The organism is Zhihengliuella sp. (genome assembly GCF_031178195.1).
Taxonomy (GTDB): domain Bacteria; phylum Actinomycetota; class Actinomycetes; order Actinomycetales; family Micrococcaceae; genus Zhihengliuella.
The window spans coordinates 20,171-38,865 of sequence record NZ_JAPSJL010000013.1 but is presented as its reverse complement, the minus strand read 5'-3'; the positions used below and the strand labels follow the sequence as shown (position 1 = coordinate 38,865).

17 protein-coding genes are annotated in these 18,695 nt (G+C 72.2%); 6 read left to right on the top strand and 11 right to left on the bottom strand.

Annotated elements, in window-relative coordinates:
- Window positions 1–44: 44 nt before the first annotated feature.
- The 6 genes from RIN46_RS14110 to RIN46_RS14085 all read right to left on the bottom strand — a co-directional run bounded on the left by RIN46_RS14110 (window position 45) and on the right by RIN46_RS14085 (window position 5,901).
- Window positions 45–839 carry an SGNH/GDSL hydrolase family protein gene (locus RIN46_RS14110; protein WP_309080903.1) on the bottom strand — a complete coding sequence of 265 codons (795 nt, stop codon included), beginning with the start codon at window positions 837–839 and terminating at the stop codon, window positions 45–47.
- Window positions 840–902: 63 nt separating this feature from the next.
- Window positions 903–2,060 (bottom strand): serine hydrolase domain-containing protein, encoded by a 1,158-nt coding sequence (locus tag RIN46_RS14105; RefSeq protein ID WP_309080902.1) that lies wholly within the window; start codon window positions 2,058–2,060, stop codon window positions 903–905.
- Between the two features lie 9 nt (window positions 2,061–2,069).
- Window positions 2,070–3,062: a ribonuclease HI family protein gene (locus RIN46_RS14100; RefSeq protein ID WP_309080901.1), complete on the bottom strand. Its 993-nt coding sequence runs from the start codon at window positions 3,060–3,062 to the stop codon at window positions 2,070–2,072.
- A gap of 52 nt (window positions 3,063–3,114) precedes the next feature.
- Window positions 3,115–4,248 carry a glutathione S-transferase C-terminal domain-containing protein gene (locus tag RIN46_RS14095; protein ID WP_309080900.1) on the bottom strand — a complete coding sequence of 378 codons (1,134 nt, stop codon included), beginning with the start codon at window positions 4,246–4,248 and terminating at the stop codon, window positions 3,115–3,117.
- Window positions 4,249–4,327: 79 nt separating this feature from the next.
- A complete protein-coding gene (locus tag RIN46_RS14090; protein WP_309080899.1) occupies window positions 4,328–4,720 on the bottom strand; it encodes a GNAT family N-acetyltransferase in 393 nt (130 codons plus the stop codon).
- Window positions 4,721–4,779: 59 nt separating this feature from the next.
- Window positions 4,780–5,901 carry a pirin family protein gene (locus tag RIN46_RS14085; RefSeq protein ID WP_309080898.1) on the bottom strand — a complete coding sequence of 374 codons (1,122 nt, stop codon included), beginning with the start codon at window positions 5,899–5,901 and terminating at the stop codon, window positions 4,780–4,782.
- Between the two features lie 73 nt (window positions 5,902–5,974).
- Here RIN46_RS14085 and RIN46_RS14080 point away from each other — a divergent pair, with 73 nt between their 5' ends.
- On the top strand, window positions 5,975–7,375 hold the full coding sequence (locus RIN46_RS14080; protein WP_309080897.1) for a glucose-6-phosphate dehydrogenase: 1,401 nt from the start codon (window positions 5,975–5,977) through the stop codon (window positions 7,373–7,375).
- A 106-nt stretch (window positions 7,376–7,481) separates the two neighbouring features.
- On the opposite strand, the gene RIN46_RS14075 is transcribed toward RIN46_RS14080, so the two are convergent.
- Genes RIN46_RS14075 through RIN46_RS14065 form a run of 3 tightly spaced genes read right to left on the bottom strand, consistent with a single transcriptional unit; the run spans window position 7,482 to window position 11,558 of the window.
- Window positions 7,482–9,419, bottom strand: a complete 1,938-nt coding sequence (locus RIN46_RS14075; RefSeq protein WP_309080896.1) for an SIP domain-containing protein — start codon at window positions 9,417–9,419, stop codon at window positions 7,482–7,484.
- A 1-nt stretch (window position 9,420) separates the two neighbouring features.
- The gene (locus RIN46_RS14070; protein ID WP_309080895.1) at window positions 9,421–10,452 is read right to left on the bottom strand and encodes an iron chelate uptake ABC transporter family permease subunit; all 1,032 of its coding nucleotides are present in this window, start codon (window positions 10,450–10,452) and stop codon (window positions 9,421–9,423) included.
- Window positions 10,449–11,558, bottom strand: coding sequence for an iron ABC transporter permease (locus RIN46_RS14065; RefSeq protein ID WP_309080894.1), 1,110 nt, complete (start codon window positions 11,556–11,558; stop codon window positions 10,449–10,451). Before RIN46_RS14065 ends, RIN46_RS14070 begins: the two co-directional genes overlap by 4 nt.
- Window positions 11,559–11,686: 128 nt before the next feature.
- Here RIN46_RS14065 and RIN46_RS14060 point away from each other — a divergent pair, with 128 nt between their 5' ends.
- A complete protein-coding gene (locus RIN46_RS14060; RefSeq protein ID WP_309080893.1) occupies window positions 11,687–12,574 on the top strand; it encodes an MBL fold metallo-hydrolase in 888 nt (295 codons plus the stop codon).
- A 92-nt stretch (window positions 12,575–12,666) separates the two neighbouring features.
- Here the strand turns inward: RIN46_RS14060 and RIN46_RS14055 are convergent, their stop codons facing one another.
- Window positions 12,667–13,707: an ABC transporter substrate-binding protein gene (locus RIN46_RS14055; protein WP_309080892.1), complete on the bottom strand. Its 1,041-nt coding sequence runs from the start codon at window positions 13,705–13,707 to the stop codon at window positions 12,667–12,669.
- A 449-nt stretch (window positions 13,708–14,156) separates the two neighbouring features.
- On the opposite strand from RIN46_RS14055, the gene RIN46_RS14050 reads away from it, so the two are divergent.
- From RIN46_RS14050 to RIN46_RS14035, 4 genes are read left to right on the top strand one after another with little or no spacing between them, the layout of a single operon-like run.
- Window positions 14,157–14,840 (top strand): ABC transporter substrate-binding protein, encoded by a 684-nt coding sequence (locus tag RIN46_RS14050; protein ID WP_309080891.1) that lies wholly within the window; start codon window positions 14,157–14,159, stop codon window positions 14,838–14,840.
- 56 nt (window positions 14,841–14,896) lie between these two features.
- On the top strand, window positions 14,897–15,871 hold the full coding sequence (locus tag RIN46_RS14045; RefSeq protein WP_309080890.1) for an iron chelate uptake ABC transporter family permease subunit: 975 nt from the start codon (window positions 14,897–14,899) through the stop codon (window positions 15,869–15,871).
- Window positions 15,858–16,907, top strand: a complete 1,050-nt coding sequence (locus RIN46_RS14040; protein WP_309080889.1) for an iron chelate uptake ABC transporter family permease subunit — start codon at window positions 15,858–15,860, stop codon at window positions 16,905–16,907. The genes RIN46_RS14045 and RIN46_RS14040 overlap by 14 nt, the downstream gene beginning before the upstream one ends.
- Window positions 16,904–17,662 carry an ATP-binding cassette domain-containing protein gene (locus RIN46_RS14035; protein WP_309080888.1) on the top strand — a complete coding sequence of 253 codons (759 nt, stop codon included), beginning with the start codon at window positions 16,904–16,906 and terminating at the stop codon, window positions 17,660–17,662. The genes RIN46_RS14040 and RIN46_RS14035 overlap by 4 nt, the downstream gene beginning before the upstream one ends.
- Window positions 17,663–17,741: 79 nt before the next feature.
- Here RIN46_RS14035 and RIN46_RS14030 read toward each other — a convergent pair whose 3' ends face one another.
- On the bottom strand, window positions 17,742–18,581 hold the full coding sequence (locus tag RIN46_RS14030) for a TVP38/TMEM64 family protein (RefSeq protein WP_309080887.1): 840 nt from the start codon (window positions 18,579–18,581) through the stop codon (window positions 17,742–17,744).
- Window positions 18,582–18,695: the final 114 nt, after the last annotated feature.

Here is an 18,695-nt window from a genome sequence, read left to right as displayed (position 1 = left end):
CCGGCCGGAAACCCGGGGCGTCCCGGGGTCCGTTCCGTGGCGGCTCAGGGACGTCCCGGAGCCTCGGGCACCCCGGCGTCGAGCCGGACGTAGTCGGGGTACTTCGGCGACATCCCGTCGCCCGAGCTGCGGCCGGTCAGTCGGCGCTGGATCCACGGGACCAGATGCGTCCGGCCCCACTCGGCGTTGCGCTTGAGTTCCTCCACCCGCGACCGCGCGGCGGGGGTCTGCAGCTCGGGCGCCTCGATCGAGTGCTCCTGCCGCAGGACTTCGAGGACCCGGGTGGCCATGAGCGTGTGGCCGGCGGTGTTCATGTGCAGCCGGTCCTGGTCCCAGTAGCCCCAGTTCTGGAACTCGCGCCAGCGCCAGTAGTCGGCCAGGACGATCCCGTGGTGGTCCGCGATCTCCCGCAGGCGCTCGTTGAAGAGCGCCACCCGGCCGAGCGTCGCGGAGATCAGGCCCGAGTTTGAGACGTCGAACCCGGTGAAGACGACGACGTCCGCGCCCGTGGACTTGAGGTCCTTCAGGGCGCGCTCGAGCTGCTGCGTGATCAGATCGACGTCGACACGGGGCCGGAGGATGTCGTTGCCGCCGGCCGAGACCGTCACCAGCGTGGGCTCGAGCTCCAGGGCGCGCGGTACCTGCTCGGCGACGATCTGCGGCAGCTTCCGCCCGCGGATCGCGAGGTTGGCGTACCCCCAGTCCGCCTCGGAGGCGCAGAGCTGCTCCGCCACCCGGTCCGCCCAGCCGCGGACGCCGTTGGGGCGGCCGACGTCGGGATCGCCCACGCCCTCGCTGAACGAGTCCCCGATTGCTACATAGCGTTTGCTGAAGTCCACGGCTTCACCCTAGACCCGGGCCCGGCCGGTCGTGCGCCGCGAAGCGGCACCGAGCGTCGGAAATCATCCCTGCGGCGTACGAGCGTCCAGCACGGCGCGCCGCAGGGCCTTGCTGAGTCGGCCGTTCCGGGCCGCGGTGCCGTTGGCCTCGGCGCGGGCCGGGACATAGCCGACGGCCAAGCCGTAGGCGGGGTCGGCGTAGCCGATCGATCCGTTGGCCCCGTTGTGCCCGAAGACCCGCCAGGACCCGAAGTCGTTGCCGGGGTCGGAGGCCATGAAGACGACGCCGTAGGCGGAGAGCCCGCCGTGGCTGACATCGGGGCCGTACACCTGCGTCTGGGAGAAGGCCCGCTGCGTCGGGCCCGTCAACAGGGCATCGGCACGTCGCCCATGGGGCAGGACGACGCCGGTGCTCGTGGCCGCATAGACCTTCGCCATCCCCTGGGCGCTGGCGACACCGCCGGCCGAGGAGATGCCAGCGCGGCGCATCCGGGGCTGGTTGGGCAGGTCGAGCAGGTCCAGCGATGCCCCGTCCGGACCGGCGAACCCCGCGGTGGAGTTGTACGCGAGTCCGGCCTGCCCGAAGGGGTCGACGTCGATCGGGGATCCGGGCTGGGCGGGCCGGAGGACGTCACGGTACCGGTGGTCCTGGTCCTCGGGCAGCCCGAGGTAGAAATCCGCGCCGTGCGGGGCGCGGATGCGTTCCTCGTAGAGGTCCTGGAGCCGGCCGCCGGTGATGCGCCGGACCAGTTCCTCCATCAGGACCCCGATGGTCAGGCCGTGGTAGGCGTGGGCGGCGCCCGGACGCCACCGCGGCGCTGCCGCGGCCAGCTTCGCGGCGGCGAGCTCGGAGTGGATGTACTCCTCCTCGGTGAAGCCGCCCTCGACGCCGGTGAGGCCGGCCTGGTGCGACAGGAGCTGGCGGACGCTGACGTCCTGCTTGCCCTCCGCGGCGAACTCGGGCCAGTAGTGGGCGACGGTGGCGTCCAGGTCGAGCAGGCCGTCCTGGACGAGGAGCGCCATGACGAGGCCGGCGGCGCCCTTGGTGCAGGAGAAGACGCCGGTGAGATCGTCGGGTCCGAGGTGGTCCCCGACGGCGAGGTCGAGGACCAGCTCCCCGTCGACATAGGCGGCGAACTGGCCGGAGTAGTCGGGATCGTCCAGAGCAAAGCCCTCGAAGACGTCCGCGACGGACTGGAAGCGGGGATCGATCCAGGTCATGGGCGGACCTCAGCGTTCGGTGGTGGACTGCCGGAAGCGGAGGCGCCAGCGGTCACCGGAGCGCTCCCAGACCGAGCTCACGAGGGCGCTGTACCCGGCGCCGGAGAGGCGGTAGAGGACCTGGAGGCCGGAGGCGCCCATCCGGCCGGCGTCGAGCAGCTCGAAGGTGCCTGCGGGACTCTCGGCGCTCTCCTCGAGGAGCGCGAGCACGGTGTCGCGGTCCTGCAGCCCTCCCGAGGAGCTGATCTGGCGGAACTCGGGGTGGAGCAGGTAGGACACCTGGCTGGGGTCGGCGCGCACGGCCGGCTCGAGCAGCTCGCGCTCGAGGGTCACGACGGCATCCGTCTCGATGCTGCCGGTGCCGAGCTCCTGCACGTCGTCGAACGCCGGTTCCTCCAGCGAGCTGAAGAGGTCCGGCTCCGCCACGGCCTCTGGTACGGGAGCCGGGCCGGTCGCCACCGTAGGCGCCGTCGCCCCCGCGGCGCCCCCCGTCGCCGTGCGCGCCTGGGCGGCGACCACCGGTTCGGCGGCTGTGCCCAGGGTGAGACCGGGTCCGCTGTCCGGTTCGAGGCCGCGTTGGAACGCCGTCGCGACCGCACGCGCGCGCACGTCGGCGGCCTCGTTCAGCTCGTGGCCGGCGTGGCCCTTGACCCACTCGAACGTGTAGGCACGGCCGGCGAGCGCCGCGTCCAGCTGCTTGAGCAGGTCGACGTTGAGCACCGGCTTGCCGTCGGCCTTCTTCCAGCCACGCCGCTTCCAGCCCTTCATCCACTTGGTCACGGAGTTGATGACGTACTGGGAGTCGCAGAGGATGTGCAGCGGTTCGTCGGCGCGGTCGGCCGTGGCGTTCAGCAGGTCCAGCACGGCCATGAGCTCGCCCATGTTGTTGGTGCCGTGGGGCCACCCGCCGGCCCGCCAGTTCGCCTCGTCGATGTACCAGGCCCAGCCCGCCGGGCCCGGGTTGCCCAGCGCTGAGCCGTCTGCGGCTGCCGTGATCGTCATGGCGTCCATCCTGCCACGGGCCTCCTGCGGGAAAGCGCCGGCGACGGTCCGGCTACGCCGGGTAGAGCGGGTTGTGACCTGGCTCGACCTGCTCCTCCGGGCGGACCGGGCCGGGTGCGGTTCCGTCGCCGAACGGGCTGCCGCCCAGCGCCTCGCGTCCGTGCTCGGTGATCCATCCGGAGAGGTCCGGGCCCTTCGGGACGATCTGCGTCGGGTTCACGTCCTCGTGGACCACGTAGTAGTGCTCCTTGATCTGCACGAAGTCGATCGTGTCGCCGAAGCCGGGCGTCTGGAACAGGTCGCGGGCGTAGCCCCAGAGCGCGGGCAGCTCGGTCAACCTGCTGCGGTTGCACTTGAAGTGGCCGTGGTAGACGGGATCGAAGCGCACCAACGTGGTGAAGAGGCGGATGTCGGCCTCCGTGATGGTGTCGCCCATGAGGTAGCGCCGGTCCGTCAGGCGCTCCTCGAGCCAGTCGAGCCCGGCCCAGAGCCGGTCGTAGGCGTCGTCGTAGGCTTCCTGGCTCCCGGCGAACCCGCACCGGTAGACGCCGTTGTTGACCTCGGTGAAGATCCGTTCGATGACCGGCTTCATCTCCTCCCACTGCGCCTCCGGCACCAGGTCCGGTGCGCCCTCGCGGTGGTGCTCCCGCCACTCGGTGGAGAAGTCCAGGGTCATCTGGGGGTAGTTGTTGGTGACGACGGCGCCGGACTCGATGTCCACCATCGCGGGGACGGTGATACCGCGGGGGTAGTCCGGGAACCGCTTGAAGTAGTTCTCCTGCAGCCGCTCGGTGCCGAGCACGGGGTCCGTCCCGCCCTCGTCCAGGTCGAAGGTCCAGGACCGGGCGTCGTGGACCGGTCCGGGCGTGGCCAGGGAGATCGCGTCCTCGAGTCCGAGCAGGCGGCGCACGATCAGGGTGCGATTGGCCCACGGACAGGCCCGCGCCGCCACCAGTCGGTACTTGCCGGGAACGGCCGGCCATGCCGTCGCCCCCTCCGTCAGGCCCGCCCCCAGCTCGCCGATCCGGGATGGCTCCGCCGTCGGCAGGACGTTCACGGCGTCCACGTCGGCGACGATCCGGTCCTCGATGTAGTTGGTGTCCCGCGTGAACTCGCCGCCGGTCACGTAGCTGCCGCGCGTGGAGTGCGCGGTGCCGCGGTCGCTGCTGCTCTGGTCCTCTGCCATTCCTGTCCTCCGTGGAATCTGCTGTGCCGGCCCCGGTGCCCCGTGGCCGTCGTCGTGCTCTGGCTCGTGCCCGGCCGGCCTATGGGCGCGGACGGCCGTCCTGGACTGCGTCCACGTGCTCCTGCCTCACGGGGTCGACGTGGTCCCCGAACTCGTCGCGGTGCTTGCCGACGTAGACCTTGATGTACGGGCAGACCGGGATGATCCGCTGCCCGGCCTCGACGGTCTCCCGCAGCGCGAAGGCGGCGAGCGTTCCGGCGAGGCCGCGCCCGCTGTACTCGTCGTCGACGACGGTGTGGAAGAAGATCCTGGACTCGTCGCCGTAGGGCCGGTAGTGGGCACTGCCGATGACGGGGTCGCCGCTCGCGCCGGCGTCGACGAGCTCGTAGCGCTGCCGGTCCGAGTTGTGGCGCACGAGGATGTCGGCGTTCCGGTCCTCGGCGCCGTCGAGGTGCGGGGCTTCCTCTGACATGGTTCCTCCTGGGGTCTCGTGGATGGTTCGCGACCGGGTGCCGCTCGGTCGCGAGGGGACTATTGGTCTCGCGGCCGGAGCCGGACGTTGGGCAGGGTCGGCGCCGGCAACGGCGGCGGCGTGCCCTCGCCGAAGACGCCGAAGCGCGGGTAGGGGGCGCCGTCGTCGTACTCCCCCGCTGCCGCCGCGGACCCGGCGGCCTCCGCCTCGGCGGGCTCGGCGCCGATCTCGGCCTGCCAGGCGCGGCGGTAGGCGACGATCTCGTCGTGCTCGCGGCCGACGAAGTTCCACCACATGATGATCCGCTCCCCCATGGGGGCGCCGCCGATGAGGACCGCGCGGACCGGCCGCTCCCCCGCGGACAGGACGACGGCGGTGCGCCCCGTCGGGAGGTAGGCCAGGTGGTTGCCCGGCACGATGTGCCCGTCCATCGCCAGGTCGCCGGCGTCGAGCAGGACGCCGTGCTCGAAGTCCGGGTCCAGGTCGAGCGACACGGAGGCCCCGGCGTCGATGAGGATCTCGGCGCCGACGGTGGGGTGGTGCGCGGTCACCGGAGAGGCGCTGCCGGCGAGTTCGCCGAGGAAGACGCGCAGCTCGGCACCTCCTGCGCCGGGCCCCTCGCCGTCGGACGGGCCGCTGACCGGGGCCTCGCCGGGGTGCGTGCGGCCGGGGGCGGTGCCGGGTGCCCGGCCCGGCAGGTGCACGGGTTCAGGCGCGTAGTGCTCGAAGGTGGGCTCCATGCCCCGCGCCCGGTCCGGCAGTGCGAGCCACAGTTGGACGCCGTGGAGCACCTCGGTGCCCGGGGTGGAGAACTCGGAGTGGCTGATGCCGCGGCCGGCGGTCATCAGATTGAGCTCGCCGGGGCGGACGATCGCCTCGAACCCGGCCGAGTCCCGGTGCTCGATCTCTCCGGTGAACAGCCAGCTGACGGTCTGCAGGCCCGTGTGCGGGTGGCGGGGCACGTTCATGCCGCCGGTCGCCGAGACCCGGTCCGGGCCGTAGTGGTCGAGGAAGCACCACGCGCCGATGAGGCTGCGGCTGCGCTGGGGCAGGGTGCGGCGGACGTCCATGGCCCGGGTCCCGCCGAGCGGCACGTCGCGCGGCTCCAGCAGGACGACGCCGGTGCACGGGTCGCCGACCCGGCACACCAGCTCGTCGGGTGCGGTCTGGAGGTCGCTCATGCCGTCCAGACTAGACCCGGCGCCCGGGAACGCAACGGTTCCACCTGTGGGCCCGACATGCCACAGTATGACCATGGCTGAAACGACGCTGCTGATCCTCGGTGCCTCCGGCGACCTCACCTCCCGGCTCCTGCTGCCCGGGCTCGCCACGCTGCTGGCCGTCGAGCCCTCCCGCGAGGTCCGGGTGGTCGGATCCGACCTGGAGGAGATCGGGGCAGAGGAGTGGCGTGAGCTCGTGCGGACCGCCTTCGACGCCGGCGTGCCCGGATCCACGGAGGACGGCTCGGACCGCACGGCGCTCGACCGCGCGCTCGAGACGACGGGCTACACGGCCGGCGACGCGACCGACGCCGCGTCCCTGCAGCGGCTGATCGACTCGCTCGACCTCGGCGACGAGCAGAGGCTCGTCATCTACTTCGCCCTCCCGCCGCACATCACCGCACGCGTCTGCGAGGCGCTGGTCGACGTCGACCTACCGGAGAGGACCGTCCTCGCCGCCGAGAAGCCCTTCGGCACCGACGGCGGGAAGGCGCGCGAGCTCAACCGGCTCCTGACGCGCATCGTCCCCGAGGAGCAGGTCTTCCGCATCGACCACTTCCTGGGCCTCTACACCGTGCTGAACCTTCTGGGGCTGCGCTTCGCCAACCGCGTCTTCGAGCGGGTCTGGGACCGCACGTCCATCGAGCGGGTCGAGATCTTCTACGACGAGACCGTCACGCTCGAGGGGCGAGCCGGCTACTACGACCAAGCCGGGGCGCTCCGGGACATGATCCAGAGCCACCTGCTGCAGGTCATGGCGCTCCTCGCGATCGACCAGCCCACAAGCGTCGAGGAGCGCGACCTTCGCGACGCCGTCGGGCAGGTCCTCCGGGCCGCCCGCGTGGCCGACCCGGTGCGGCACTCTCGGCGCGCCCGCTACACGGCCGGCAGCATCGGCGACCGCGAGGTGCCGGACTACACCAGCGAGGAGGGCGTGGACCCCGCCCGCGGCACCGAGACCCTCGCCGAGGTGCAGGTGGAGATCGCGAACCACCGGTGGGCGGGCGTCCCGTTCGTCCTGCGCAGCGGCAAGTCGTTCGGACAGGGGCAGAAGCAGGCGGTGGTCCACTTCCGCAGCCCCGCCCACGTCCCCGAGGGGTTGCAGGGCCGCAACACTCCGGACACCCTCACCATCGACTTCAAGCCGGACACCTTCACGCTCAGAGTCACCACCAACGGCCGCGGCGACCCGTTCACGCTGGAGCAGAGCGAGCTCACGGGAGAGCTGGGCGGCGGCCAGCTGGAGCCCTACGGCGAGGTCCTGTCCTCGATGCTCGACGGCGACCTTCGCCTGGCGGTCCGCGGCGACGCGGCCGAGGAGTGCTGGCGGATCGTCACTCCCGTGCTGGAGGCCTGGGCCCGGGACGAGGTCCCGATGGACACCTACGCGGCCGGTTCGCGGGGCCCGGAGCACTGGGAGACCACCGCCGAGTAGTCGCACCGCTTCGGCGTCGCAGTCCTGCAGCCGGATCGCTGCCGAGACCTGCAGGAGTGCGACGCCGAGGCGTCCCAGCGGGACGGCGGCTTCCCTGGCGCCCCGGCTACATCTCCGCCTTGCCGCGCCGCCAGTAGCCCATGAAGGAGACCTGCTTGCGGTTCAGGCCCGCGTCGCGCACCAGGTACCGGCGCAGCTCCTTGATGGTGCCCGCCTCCCCGGCCAGCCACGCGTAGAACGGATGGCTCCCGGCCTCGGCGGTCTCCCAGAGGATCGTCGAGTCGACGTCCACGTCCTCGGGGTCCTGCCCGGGCACGACGGCACCCGCCGCGGGGATCGCGACCGCCGAGCGGACGGCCTGGTTCAGCAGCTCTCCGTGCGGGCGCGACCCGCGCGGGAGCCACTGCACGGAGACGCCGGAACGTGTGAAGGAGCCCTGAATGTCGTCGACGCCGGGCACCTCGATGAACGCGTTGCCCGTCATCCCCGGCGGCAGGGTCTCGAGGATGGAGCAGATGGCGGGGGCGGCCGTCTCGTCGCCGGCCAGGAGGATCCGCCGGGCGGTGCCGGGCCGGAACTCGATGCCCGCGTAGTCGGGCGCGCACAGCTTGGAGTTCGGCCCGAGCATGGTGATCTCGGCGCCCGGCTCGGCCTCGGCGGCCCAGACCGAGGCCGGACCGCCGACGAGCTTCCCGCCCTCGCGCTTGACGTGGAGGACGAAGTCGATGTCGATCTCCGGGTGCTCGCCGACGTTGCCCGGGTGCCCGGCGGGGCGGAAGGAGCGGATGGAGTAGGTGCGCAGCCAGCCGCGCTCCTGCGGGTCGACGGCGAGCCACTTGCGGTACCACCCGGCGACGTCGTCGGCGGCGATCCGCCCGTCCGGCCGCAGGGCCGCGACGTGGTCCTCGCCGCTGGAGGCCGGGGACGGGATGACGAGCTTGATCCGCAGATCCAGCGGGTGCCCGCCGGTGCCGAAGTGCGCCAGGTCCTCGCCCGTGAACGTGACCCGGCGGTAGCTCGGGCTCAGCGTGGTGGCGGCGACGGCGGTCAGCTTGAACGCCACGGTGGGGCAGGCCTCGAGGGCGGCCAACAGCCCGTCCTCCCCCTCGACCCCGGGCTCCGGCGCGTCGACGCCGGCGTGCTGGGCGTCCCCGGCGACGGCTGCCGTGGGGGCTGCGGCCACGCTGGGCATCGTGCCCGTGCTCCCGGTCCCGGCGGCGGCGCGGGCGGCGTTCTGGTCCAGGTCCCGCCCGCGGACCACCCGGTGGCGGCCGATGGGCAGCACGAGCGGCGTGCCCGCGACCGGGTCCGGGATCACGCGCGACGGCATGCCGAAGACGTCCTGGACCATCCGCTCCGTCACGACGGCGGCCGGGTGCCCCTGCGCGTAGACCTCGCCGTGCTTGAGAGCCACCAGGTGGTCCGCGTAGCGGGCGGCCAGGTTGAGGTCGTGCAGCACGATCGCCACGGTGGTGCCGCGCCGCCGGTTGAGGTCGGCGACGACGTCGAGCACCTCCAACTGGTGGGCGACGTCGAGGTACGTGGTGGGCTCGTCGAGCAGCAGCAGGTCGGTCTCCTGCGCCAGCGCCATGGCGATCCAGACGCGCTGGCGCTGGCCGCCGGAGAGCTCGTCGATCGCGCGCTCGGCGAGCTCCTCGGTCCCGGTGGCATGCAGCGCCCGGCCGACGGCGTCGTCGTCCTCGGCGGACCACCGGCGGAACCAGCCCTGGTGCGGGTAGCGGCCGCGCCCGACCAGCTCGCGGACGGTGATGCCGTCCGGGGCGATCGGTGTCTGCGGGAGCAGGCCCAGGACCTTGGCGATCTCGCGCGCCGGCTGGGTGTGGATGTCCTTGCCGTCGAGGACCACGGAGCCGGCCGAGGGCTTGAGCAGCCGGGCCATGCCGCGCAGCAGCGTGGACTTGCCGCAGCCGTTGGCGCCGACGATCATCGTCACCTCGCCCGCGGGGAGCTCCAGCGTCAGGTCGTTGACGATCATCGACTTGTCGTAGCCGAGGGTGAGCGATTGGGCTTCGAGACGGGCCATGTCAGCCTCCCATTCCTTGTTGGTTGGAGCGCACCAGGAGCCAGAGCAGGAACGGGGCGCCGAGCGCGCCCGTGACTACCCCGACCGGCAGACTGGTGTCGCCGAAGAGATTCGAGCCGGCGAAGTCGGCGGCCAGCACGAGGGCCGACCCGACGAGCGCCGAGCACAGGAAGTCGGTGCGGCCGCCGGTGAGCAGCCGGGCGAGCGGGCCGGCGAGGAACGCGACGAACGCGATCGGGCCCGTGACCGAGGTGGCGGCCGCGGCCAGCGCGACGCCGAGGACCACGAGGGTGAGCCGACTCCGGGCGACGTCGACGCCGAGGCCTGCCGCGGCGTCGTCGCCGAGCTGGAGCACCTTGAGCCGCGTGGCGGCGAACGCGGTCAGCGGCGCCAGCACGGCCAGGGCCACCGCGAGGGTCCCGACGCGCTCCCAGTTGCTGTTGGAGAGCGAGCCGACGAGCCAGTGCAGGGCGTCGCCCGCGCTGCGCACGTCGGTGCTGGAGAGCAGGTAGTTCATGACGGCGTGGAGCATGGCGCCGGCACCGATGCCCATGAGGATCAGCCGGCCGCCGGTGTGCTGGCCGGAATCGGCCAGGAAGTAGACCACGAGCGCCACCACGAGCGCCCCGACGAACGCGGAGACGCTGAACCACGGGCCCTGCAGGCCGAGCACCAGCATCCCCGCCACGGCGGCGGTGGCCGCTCCGTAACCGATCCCGATGATGTCCGGGCTGGCCAGCGGGTTGCGCAGGAGCGTCTGGAAGACGGTCCCGGAGAGCGCGAACGCCGCCCCGGCCAGGGCACCGACGAACGCCGTCGGCAGCCGGTCCTCCAGCACGATGAAACTCACCCCGGGCACCGTCTGCCCGGAGAGGACCGCGAGGAGCTCGGAGGGGCTCACGATCGTGGAGCCCAGGAGCACCGTGACGAGGAACAGCACGACGACGACGCCGGCGAGCACCAGGGCGACCCGTGTCCCGCGGTGGGGCCGGGGCAGGGCGGGGACGGTCCGGTCCGTCACGGCGGCGGTCACAGGGCGACCTGCTTCCGGGTGCGGATCAGCCAGATGAAGACGGGGGCCCCGATGACGGCGGTCATCACGCCGACCTGGACCTCCGACGGCGGCAGGACGACCCGGCCGAACGCGTCGGCGAGGAGCAGGAGCACCGGCCCGGCGAGGGCGGAGAGGGGCAGGAGGGCCCGGTAGTCGCTGCCGACCAGGACGCGCAGGCCGTGCGGGATCACGAGCCCGACGAACGCGATGGGGCCGGCGATCGCCACGGCCGTCCCCACGAGCAGGACCACGCCAGCGGCCGCGATCCCCCGCCCGCGGCCGACGCGGAGGCCGAGGCCGGCGGCGGCGTCGTCCCCGAGGGCGAGGGCGTTGAACAGGCGGGCGGAGAGCAGGCACACCGCGGTCCCGACCGCGAGGAACGGAAGCAGGGAGACCATGGTCTCGGTGCTGCGCACCCCGAGCGTGCCGACCTGCCAGAACCGGAAGCTGTCCAGCGCCGTCTGGTCGATCATGAGCACGCCGTGCATAACGGACGTGCAGCCGGCGGTCAGAGCGGCGCCGGCCAGGGCGAGCTTGACGGGCGTGGCCCCCTCCCGGCCGAGGCTCGCGACGGCGTACACGGTCACGGCGGCGAGCGCACAGCCGCCGAAGCCGAGCCAGACGAAGCCGGTGACCCCGGCGATGCCGGCCAGGTGGATGCCCAGGACGACGGCGAGCGCGGCGCCCGCGTTGAGCCCGAGGATCCCGGGGTCGGCCAGCGGGTTGCGCGTGATCCCCTGGAGGGCGGTGCCGGCGAGCGCCAGGGCGAGCCCGGCGAGCAGCCCGGCCACGGTGCGCGGAATCCGGGAGTGCACCACCAGGTGGTCGCCGTCGGCGGGGTCGAACGCCGTGAGGGCGTCCCAGACGACGGGCAGACCGGTGTTGCGGGCGCCGACCGTCAGCGACAGCGCGGTGGCGAGGACCAGGAGCACGGCGAGCGCGACGGCCACCGTCAGGACGCGCGGGAGCGAGCGGCGGCGGCCGATCGGCCCGACGGCCCCGCCGGACGGGTGGCCGGGGCCTTCGGCGGTCTCGGGGCCGCCCGCGCGGGAGGCGGCGGGGCGCCGGGCGAGAACTTCAGTCATGTCGTCTTCCGTCGCCTAGTCGTCGAGGTCGTCGAGGCCGTCGTCGAGGCGGCCGTCGTGCGCGGCGCCGCGGGGTCCCCGGCGGCGTGCGTTGTCATCGGGTCCCGCCGCCGACCACACTGGGGTGCATGACGCAGAGTACCGCGCGGCCCGTCTCCGCCTTCGCCCGCCAGGTGCTGGCGCCGAATCCGGGGCCCATGACCCTGGACGGCACGCAGTCCTACGTGCTCGCCTTCCCCGGCGCCGAAGCCGTGGTGGTCGTCGACCCGGGCCCGGACGACGCCGGCCACCTCGCCGCGCTGGCCGGCGAGGGGGCGGTGGAGCTCGTGCTGGTCACGCACCGGCATCCGGACCATACGGAGGGGATCGACCGGCTGCACGCCCTCACCGGGGCGCCCGTCCGGGCGGTCCTGGGCGAGCACTGCCGTCCCGCGGCGCCGGGGCACCCGCTCCACGGAACGCTCGCCGGCGACGGCGACCCGCTGCGTCCGGACGAGGTGGTGACCGCGGCGGGCCTGCGGATCCGCGTGCTGGCGACGCCGGGGCACACCTCCGACTCGGTGTGCTTCCTGCTCCCCGACGACGGGCCCCACGGCGCGGTCCTGACCGGGGACACCATCCTGGGCCGCGGGACGACGATCCTGGACTTCCCGGACGGGACCCTCGGGGACTACCTGGAGAGCCTGGACCGGTTGACCGGTCTCGGCGCCGCCACGGTGCTGCCGGCGCACGGTCCCGTGCTGCCGGATCTGGCCGCCATCGCCGGTGCCTACCGGGCGCATCGGTTCGAGCGCCTGCGCCAGGTACGCGACGCCGTCGTGCAGCTGGAACTCGACCTGGACCCGGCCGCAGTCGCCGACGACGGCGGGCGCCCGGCCGCCTCGGACGTGCGCCGAGTGGCCGACGTGGTCTATGCCGACGTCGACTCCTCGGTGCGCGGTGCTGCGGAGCATTCCGTTGCTGCTCAACTCTCGTATCTGGCGACGCTCGAACCGGCCGAGCGCGCCGCCCTCTGAAACCCGGCCCGGGCGGCGGACCGTTCCCGGTCCGCACCCGCGGGGCCGGGCCCGCGGCTCGCGGGCCCGGCCGGGCTCCTGCTGGTGGACGTCTACTCGGCCGCGGCCTCGGCGGCCGCGACGACGTCCGGCACGATGTTCTCGATGGCCCACGGCAGGCTCAGCGCTGAGGCCGAGGAGATCGCGAGCGTCGAGTGATCGTCCACGGTGGTGATGAAGCCGCCGTTGGCGACGCCCGGGATCTGCTTGAAGAGGTCGTGGTTGCGCACGGCCTCGGCGCCCTCCTCGCCGGCGACCCAGCTGTAGAAGACATCCGACTCGAGTTCGGAGCTGCGCTCCGGCGAGACGTCGCCGTAGAACTGGCCGTCCTCGACGAGCTCGTCGACGACGGGCGCCTGCTCCATGCCGAGGGCCTTGAAGAAGCGCGGGCGCGTGTCGTCGCCCGCGTAGATGCTCAGCGTGTTGGCGGCCGCGTCCACGTTGCCGGCGATGAAGGTGCTCTCCTCCAGGACGGGGTTCTCCTCGACGACGGCCGCGAACTGCGCCTCGACGTCGGCCACGACCTGCTCGGCCTCCTCCGTCTTGCCGAGCGCGGCACCGGTGGCCTCGGTCACCGACTGCCAGGAGGCGAGGTAGTTCTCCTTCTGGGGGCCGACGACCGGCGCGATCTTGGAGAGCTTGTCGTACTCCTCCTGCGTCAGGCCCGAGTAGCCCGCGAGGATGACGTCGGGGGTGGACTCCGCGATGGCCTCGTAGTTGATGCCGTCGGCCTCGGAGTACTGCACCGGCGCGTTCTCGGTGCCGATCGCCGCACCGAGCTCCTCGAGTTTGGCGTCCTTCCAGTCGGTGGAGCCGTTCTCGTTGCCACCCCAGGTGTCCTCGGGCATGGCGACGGGCACGACGCCGAGCGCGAGCGCCGTGTCGGCGTTGACCCAGGAGACGGCGGCGACGCGCTCCGGCTGCTCCTTGATCACGGTCTCGCCGTAGATGTGCTCGACGGTCACAGGGAAGCCGCCCGCCCCTTCCGGCGAGTCGGCGGACTCCGCGGGCGCTGCGGAGCCGGAGCACGCGGAGGCGGTGAGAACGACGGCGGCGGCGGCTGCGAGCAGCCCGGCGCGGCGGGTGATGGCCATGGAACGTCCTTGCGGGTCGAGGGGTCATGATCGGGGAGCGGCGGATACGGGTCCACCACGCAGTAAGGCTAGCCTCACTCAGCCCAATTACACAAAACTTCTGTGACGGAAATGAGGCATGGGGCATAAACAGGTCTCCAGGGTCGGGTCGGTCGGCCTCGGCGATTGGGAGTTAGGTGACCCTTCGTGTGCGTTTCCATGTGACACACCGTTTTCGAAACGATTACGTGTCCTAATTTTGTAGCGAGGGCCGCCTGGCGGCCCTCGCTCCCCTCTCGCCCAGGAGAAGTCAATGAAGCTTTCGCTGAAGTCCGCCCTGACGCTCACCGCGGCCGGCGCCGCCGTCCTGTCGCTCGCGGCGTGCAGCAGCACCGCCCCGGCGGAGGGCGACGCACCGGCGTCGTCCTCGAGCGCCGGGACGGTCACGATCGAGACGAAACAACGGCGAGATGGAGGTGCCGGCGGAGCCCGTGCGCGTCGCGGTCCTGAACAACACCACGTTCGCCACGGTCAAGGCCCTCGGCATCGAGCCCGTCGCCGTACCGAAGCCGCTGCTGCCGGCCGAGGGCTACGCCGCGTGGGAGGACGACGCGGAGATCGCCGACGCCGGCTCGCACCGCGAGGCCAAGCTCGAGGCCGTCAGCGCCGCGGAGCCCGACCTGATCATCGGCGGCGGACGCTTCACCGAGTACACCGAGGACCTGGAGAAGATCGCCCCGGTGGTCGACGTGCAGCCGGACGAGGAGTCCGCGGGAGGCTGGCTGGGCGGCCTCCGCCACCAGACCGAGGTCCTCGGCCAGATCTTCGGCGAGGAGGAGAGGGCCGCGGAGCTGGTGGCGGCGCTGGACGAGGCCCAGGCCGCCGCCGAGGAGGCGACCAGCGGGGAGACCGTCTTCCTCGCCAACGCCTCGGGCGGGCGGATCGACAACGGTGCAGGACGTATCGGCCGCCTGCTCGAGGGCGTGGACCTGGAGGACGTCTTCGCCCAGCAGCAGCTGGACGGCGAGTCCGTGCACAACGACTCCGGACTGGCGCCCGAGACCGTCGCCCAGGCGAACCCGGACTGGATGATCGTCATGGACCGCGACGCCGCGGTCTCCGCCGAGGGCGACGAGTTCACGCCGGCCGAGTAGCGCCCGCCGCGCGGACCCCGCCCTGCGGGGCCCGCGCCCTTCTCCCGAGGGCAACCATGCGCACCCCCACTCCACGTCTCCTCCTGGCCGCCACCGTCGTGGCGGCCCTCGGGCTGACCGCTGCCTCCCTGCTGGTAGGCGGCTACGAAATCACCCTGCACGGCCTCCTGACGGAGTCCGACGTCCTGCACATGTTCTGGGTCTCGCGCGTGCCGCGCACGCTGGCCCTGGTCTTCGCCGCCGCGGCGATGGCCGTCTGCGGGGTGATCATGCAGCTCATCACCCAGAACAAGTTCGTGGAGCCCACCACCGCCGGCACGGCCCAGTGGGCCGGGCTGGGGATGCTCGCGGTACTGCTCGTGGATCCCGGGGCCTCCCCGCTGGCGAAGATGGCCGTCGCCATCGCCTTCGCCTTCGGCGGCACGTGGGTCTTCATCGCCTTCCTGAACCGGGTGCGGGTCAAGGACTCGCTAGTGGTGCCCCTCGTCGGCATCATGCTCGGGGCGGTCGTCGGATCCTTCAGCACGTTCATCGCGGGGACCTTCGACCTGCTCCAGACCATGTCCGCCTGGCGGTCCGGGGGCTTCAGCGGGATCGTCGAGGGCTTCTACGAGCCGCTCTGGCTCGCTGCACTGGCCTGCGCGGCCGCCTACCTCGTCGCGGACCGCTTCACGGTCGCCGGACTCGGCCGCGACGTCGCCACCAACGTGGGCCTGGACTACCATCGGGTGGTCTTCCTCGGCGTCTCGATCGTCGCACTGGCCACGGGCGTGACCGCCGTCGTCGTCGGGTTCATCCCGTTCATCGGGCTGATCGTGCCGAACCTCGTCTCCCTGGTGCTCGGCGACGACCTGCGCCGGAACCTGCCGTGGGTCGCCCTGCTGGGCACCGTGCTCCTGCTCGCGTGCGATCTCGTCGGCCGCACCATCGTGGCGCCGATGGAGATCCCGGCGTCCGTCATCCTCGGCGTGGTGGGCGCCGTCGTCTTCATCTCCCTGGTCCTGAGGCAGCGCAGACATGTCAATGCTTGATGCCCGACGCACCCCCGACGCGCCGGCGGCGCCGACCGCAAGGGATTCCGGCCTGCGCCGGCTGGCCGGTCGTCTGGCCCCCGGCCGGCTCGGCCCGGGCCAGCGGCTGGCCGTCGTGGGCGCACTGGCCGCGGCGGCGTCGTGCTGCCTGCTCCTCCTGTTCATCCAGGGCTCCTTCGCCTTCGCGATCGAGCAGCGGCTCACCATGCTCGGGACCATGCTGGTGGTCGCCTTCACCCAGGGCATCGGGACCGTGGTCTTCCACACCGTGACGCACAACCGGATCCTGACGCCGTCGATCATGGGCTTCGACTCGCTCTACACCTTCCTGCAGACCATGCTCGTGTGGCTCTTCGGCGGAGTCCTCCTCGCGAGGGTCGACGGGATCCCGAAGCTCGTCGCGGAGACGCTGCTGATGGTGGTCTTCGCGACGCTCCTGTACCGCTGGCTGTTCTCCGGCCGGTTCGGCAGCCTGTACGTGCTGCTCCTGGTCGGCGTGGTGCTCGGCATGGCGTTCGATTCCGTCTCGATCTTCGTCCAGAGGCTCCTGAACCCGACCGACTACGACATGCTCTCGGTGGAGCTGATGGGCCGGATGAGCTCCGTGGACACCGGCTACCTCCCGCTGGCCTTCGCGGTCTGCGCGGGAGTCGGGGCCGTGCTGTGGCGCCGGCGCTTCCGGCTGGACGTCCTGCTGCTGGGCCGCGACGCAGCGCAGACCCTGGGCCTCGACCACAAGCGCGAGCTGACCGTCATGCTGGTGCTGATCGCGATCCTGGTCGCGTTCTCGACGGCCCTGGCCGGTCCGATGACGTTCTTCGGATTCGTCGTCGCGACGCTCGCCTACCAGATCGCCGGCACGCACCGGCACCAGTACGTGATGCCCATGGCCTTCCTGCTGGGACTGCTGACGCTGACGGCCGGGCAGTTCGTGCTGGAGCACGTCTTCTACGCGTCGGGCTTCCTGACCGTCATCATCGAATTCGCGGGCGGCACCCTCTTCCTGCTGCTCCTACTGCGAAAGGGCAAGCTGTGATCGCCTTCACCGACGTCGTCAAGGACTACAACGGCCTCCGGGTCCTCGGGCCGGTCACCGGCGGGATCTCCGCCGGCGGCGTGACCTCCCTGATCGGCCCCAACGGCGCCGGCAAGTCGACGCTGCTGACCATCATCGGCCGCCTCATGGACCCCTCGGCCGGGCGCATCACGGTCAAGGGGCACGACGTCGCCACGACCCGCAGCTCCGACCTCGCGCGCCTGATCTCCGTGCTCCGGCAGGAGAACCACCTGACCGCCCGGCTCACCGTGCGCGACCTGGTCGGCTTCGGCCGCTACCCCCACTCGAAGGGGCGGCCGACCCCGGAGTGCCGCGCCGCCGTCGACCGCGCCCTGGAGTTCCTGAACCTCACCCCGCTCCAGGACCGGTTCACGGACCAGCTCTCCGGGGGCCAGCGCCAGCGCGCGTACGTCGCGATGGTCCTGGCGCAGGACACCGAGTACATCCTGCTGGACGAGCCGCTGAACAACCTGGACATGAAGCACGCCGTGCTGATGATGCGCCAGCTCCGCCGCGCCGCCGTCGAGCTGGGCAAGACCATCGTGATCGTGGTCCACGACGTCAACTTCGCCGCGGCCTACTCGGACCACATCATCGCGCTGCGGGACGGACAGGTCTGCCACACCGGCAGCCCCGAGGAGATCATGCGCGACGACGTGCTCACGGACGTCTTCGACACCGAGGTGCGGGTGCACCGGATCGAGGACCGCCCGGTCGCCATCTTCACGCACTGAGACCTCGCGCACTGAGACCTCGCGCGCTGAGACCTCTCCCGCCAGGGCCTCACGCACGGGGCCGGTGCACCGGACCTCGTCACTGGACGGGCGGGACCAGGGCCGCCCAGAGCAGGAAGGCGACCAGGCCGGCGAGGCCGATCCCCAGGACGATCGTCCAGCCGAGGGAGAACCGCCACGACGCGCGCAGGAACGCGGCGTGGTCCTCGCTGGCGACGAACTCGTGGATCCAGCGGCGCTGCCAGAGCGCGACCATGCCCAGGGCCAGCAGGACGGCCCCGCCGACGACGATCGGGTTCATGTTCTCGCCGGTGAGCCCCTCCCCCGCGAAGCCGAGCACGAGGTAGCCGGGGAGCCGCCCGGCCAGCGAGACCAGGAGCAGGGTCCGGATCCGCAGGGTGCTCAACCCGGCCACGAAGGAGACGACGTCGTCGGGGAAGGCCGGGAGCAGGTAGATGAGGAACAGGACGAACGCACCGCGGCGGGCGAGCAGCGCGTCGAACTTCTCCAGCGTCGCCGGCTCGACGAAGCGCTCGACGAACGGCCGGCCGAGCCGGCGGGCGAGGACGAACACCAGCCAGAAGCCGATGAACGCGCCGGTCATCGTGTAGAGCAGACCCAGCCACGGCCCGAACAGCAGACCGCCGATCAGGCCGCTGACCTGCCCCGGCAGCGGGGCGATGACGACCTGCGCGACCTGCAGGCCGATGAAGGCCAGGGGAGCCCACGCGCCGAGCCCGCCGATGGTCTCCCGTGCCACCTGCGGGTCGCTGAACAATGGCAGCAGCGGCCGGCCGAAGTACAGCACGCCCGCCAGGGCCGCGACGAGGCCGAGCGCCGCCAGGACCATCGTGCGCGACGGCCTCGGCCCGGAGCGGCCGGGACGTCGGGGCGCATCGGACGAATCGTGGGTCTCCATGGCGCCAGACTAGGCGCAGGACCGGTGTCGGCCGAGCGCTCCGGCCGGAATTCAGGGCCGTCAGGCGCGGACTTCAGGGCCGCGACGTCCCCGGCTCGGGGTTGGTTCCGGGCG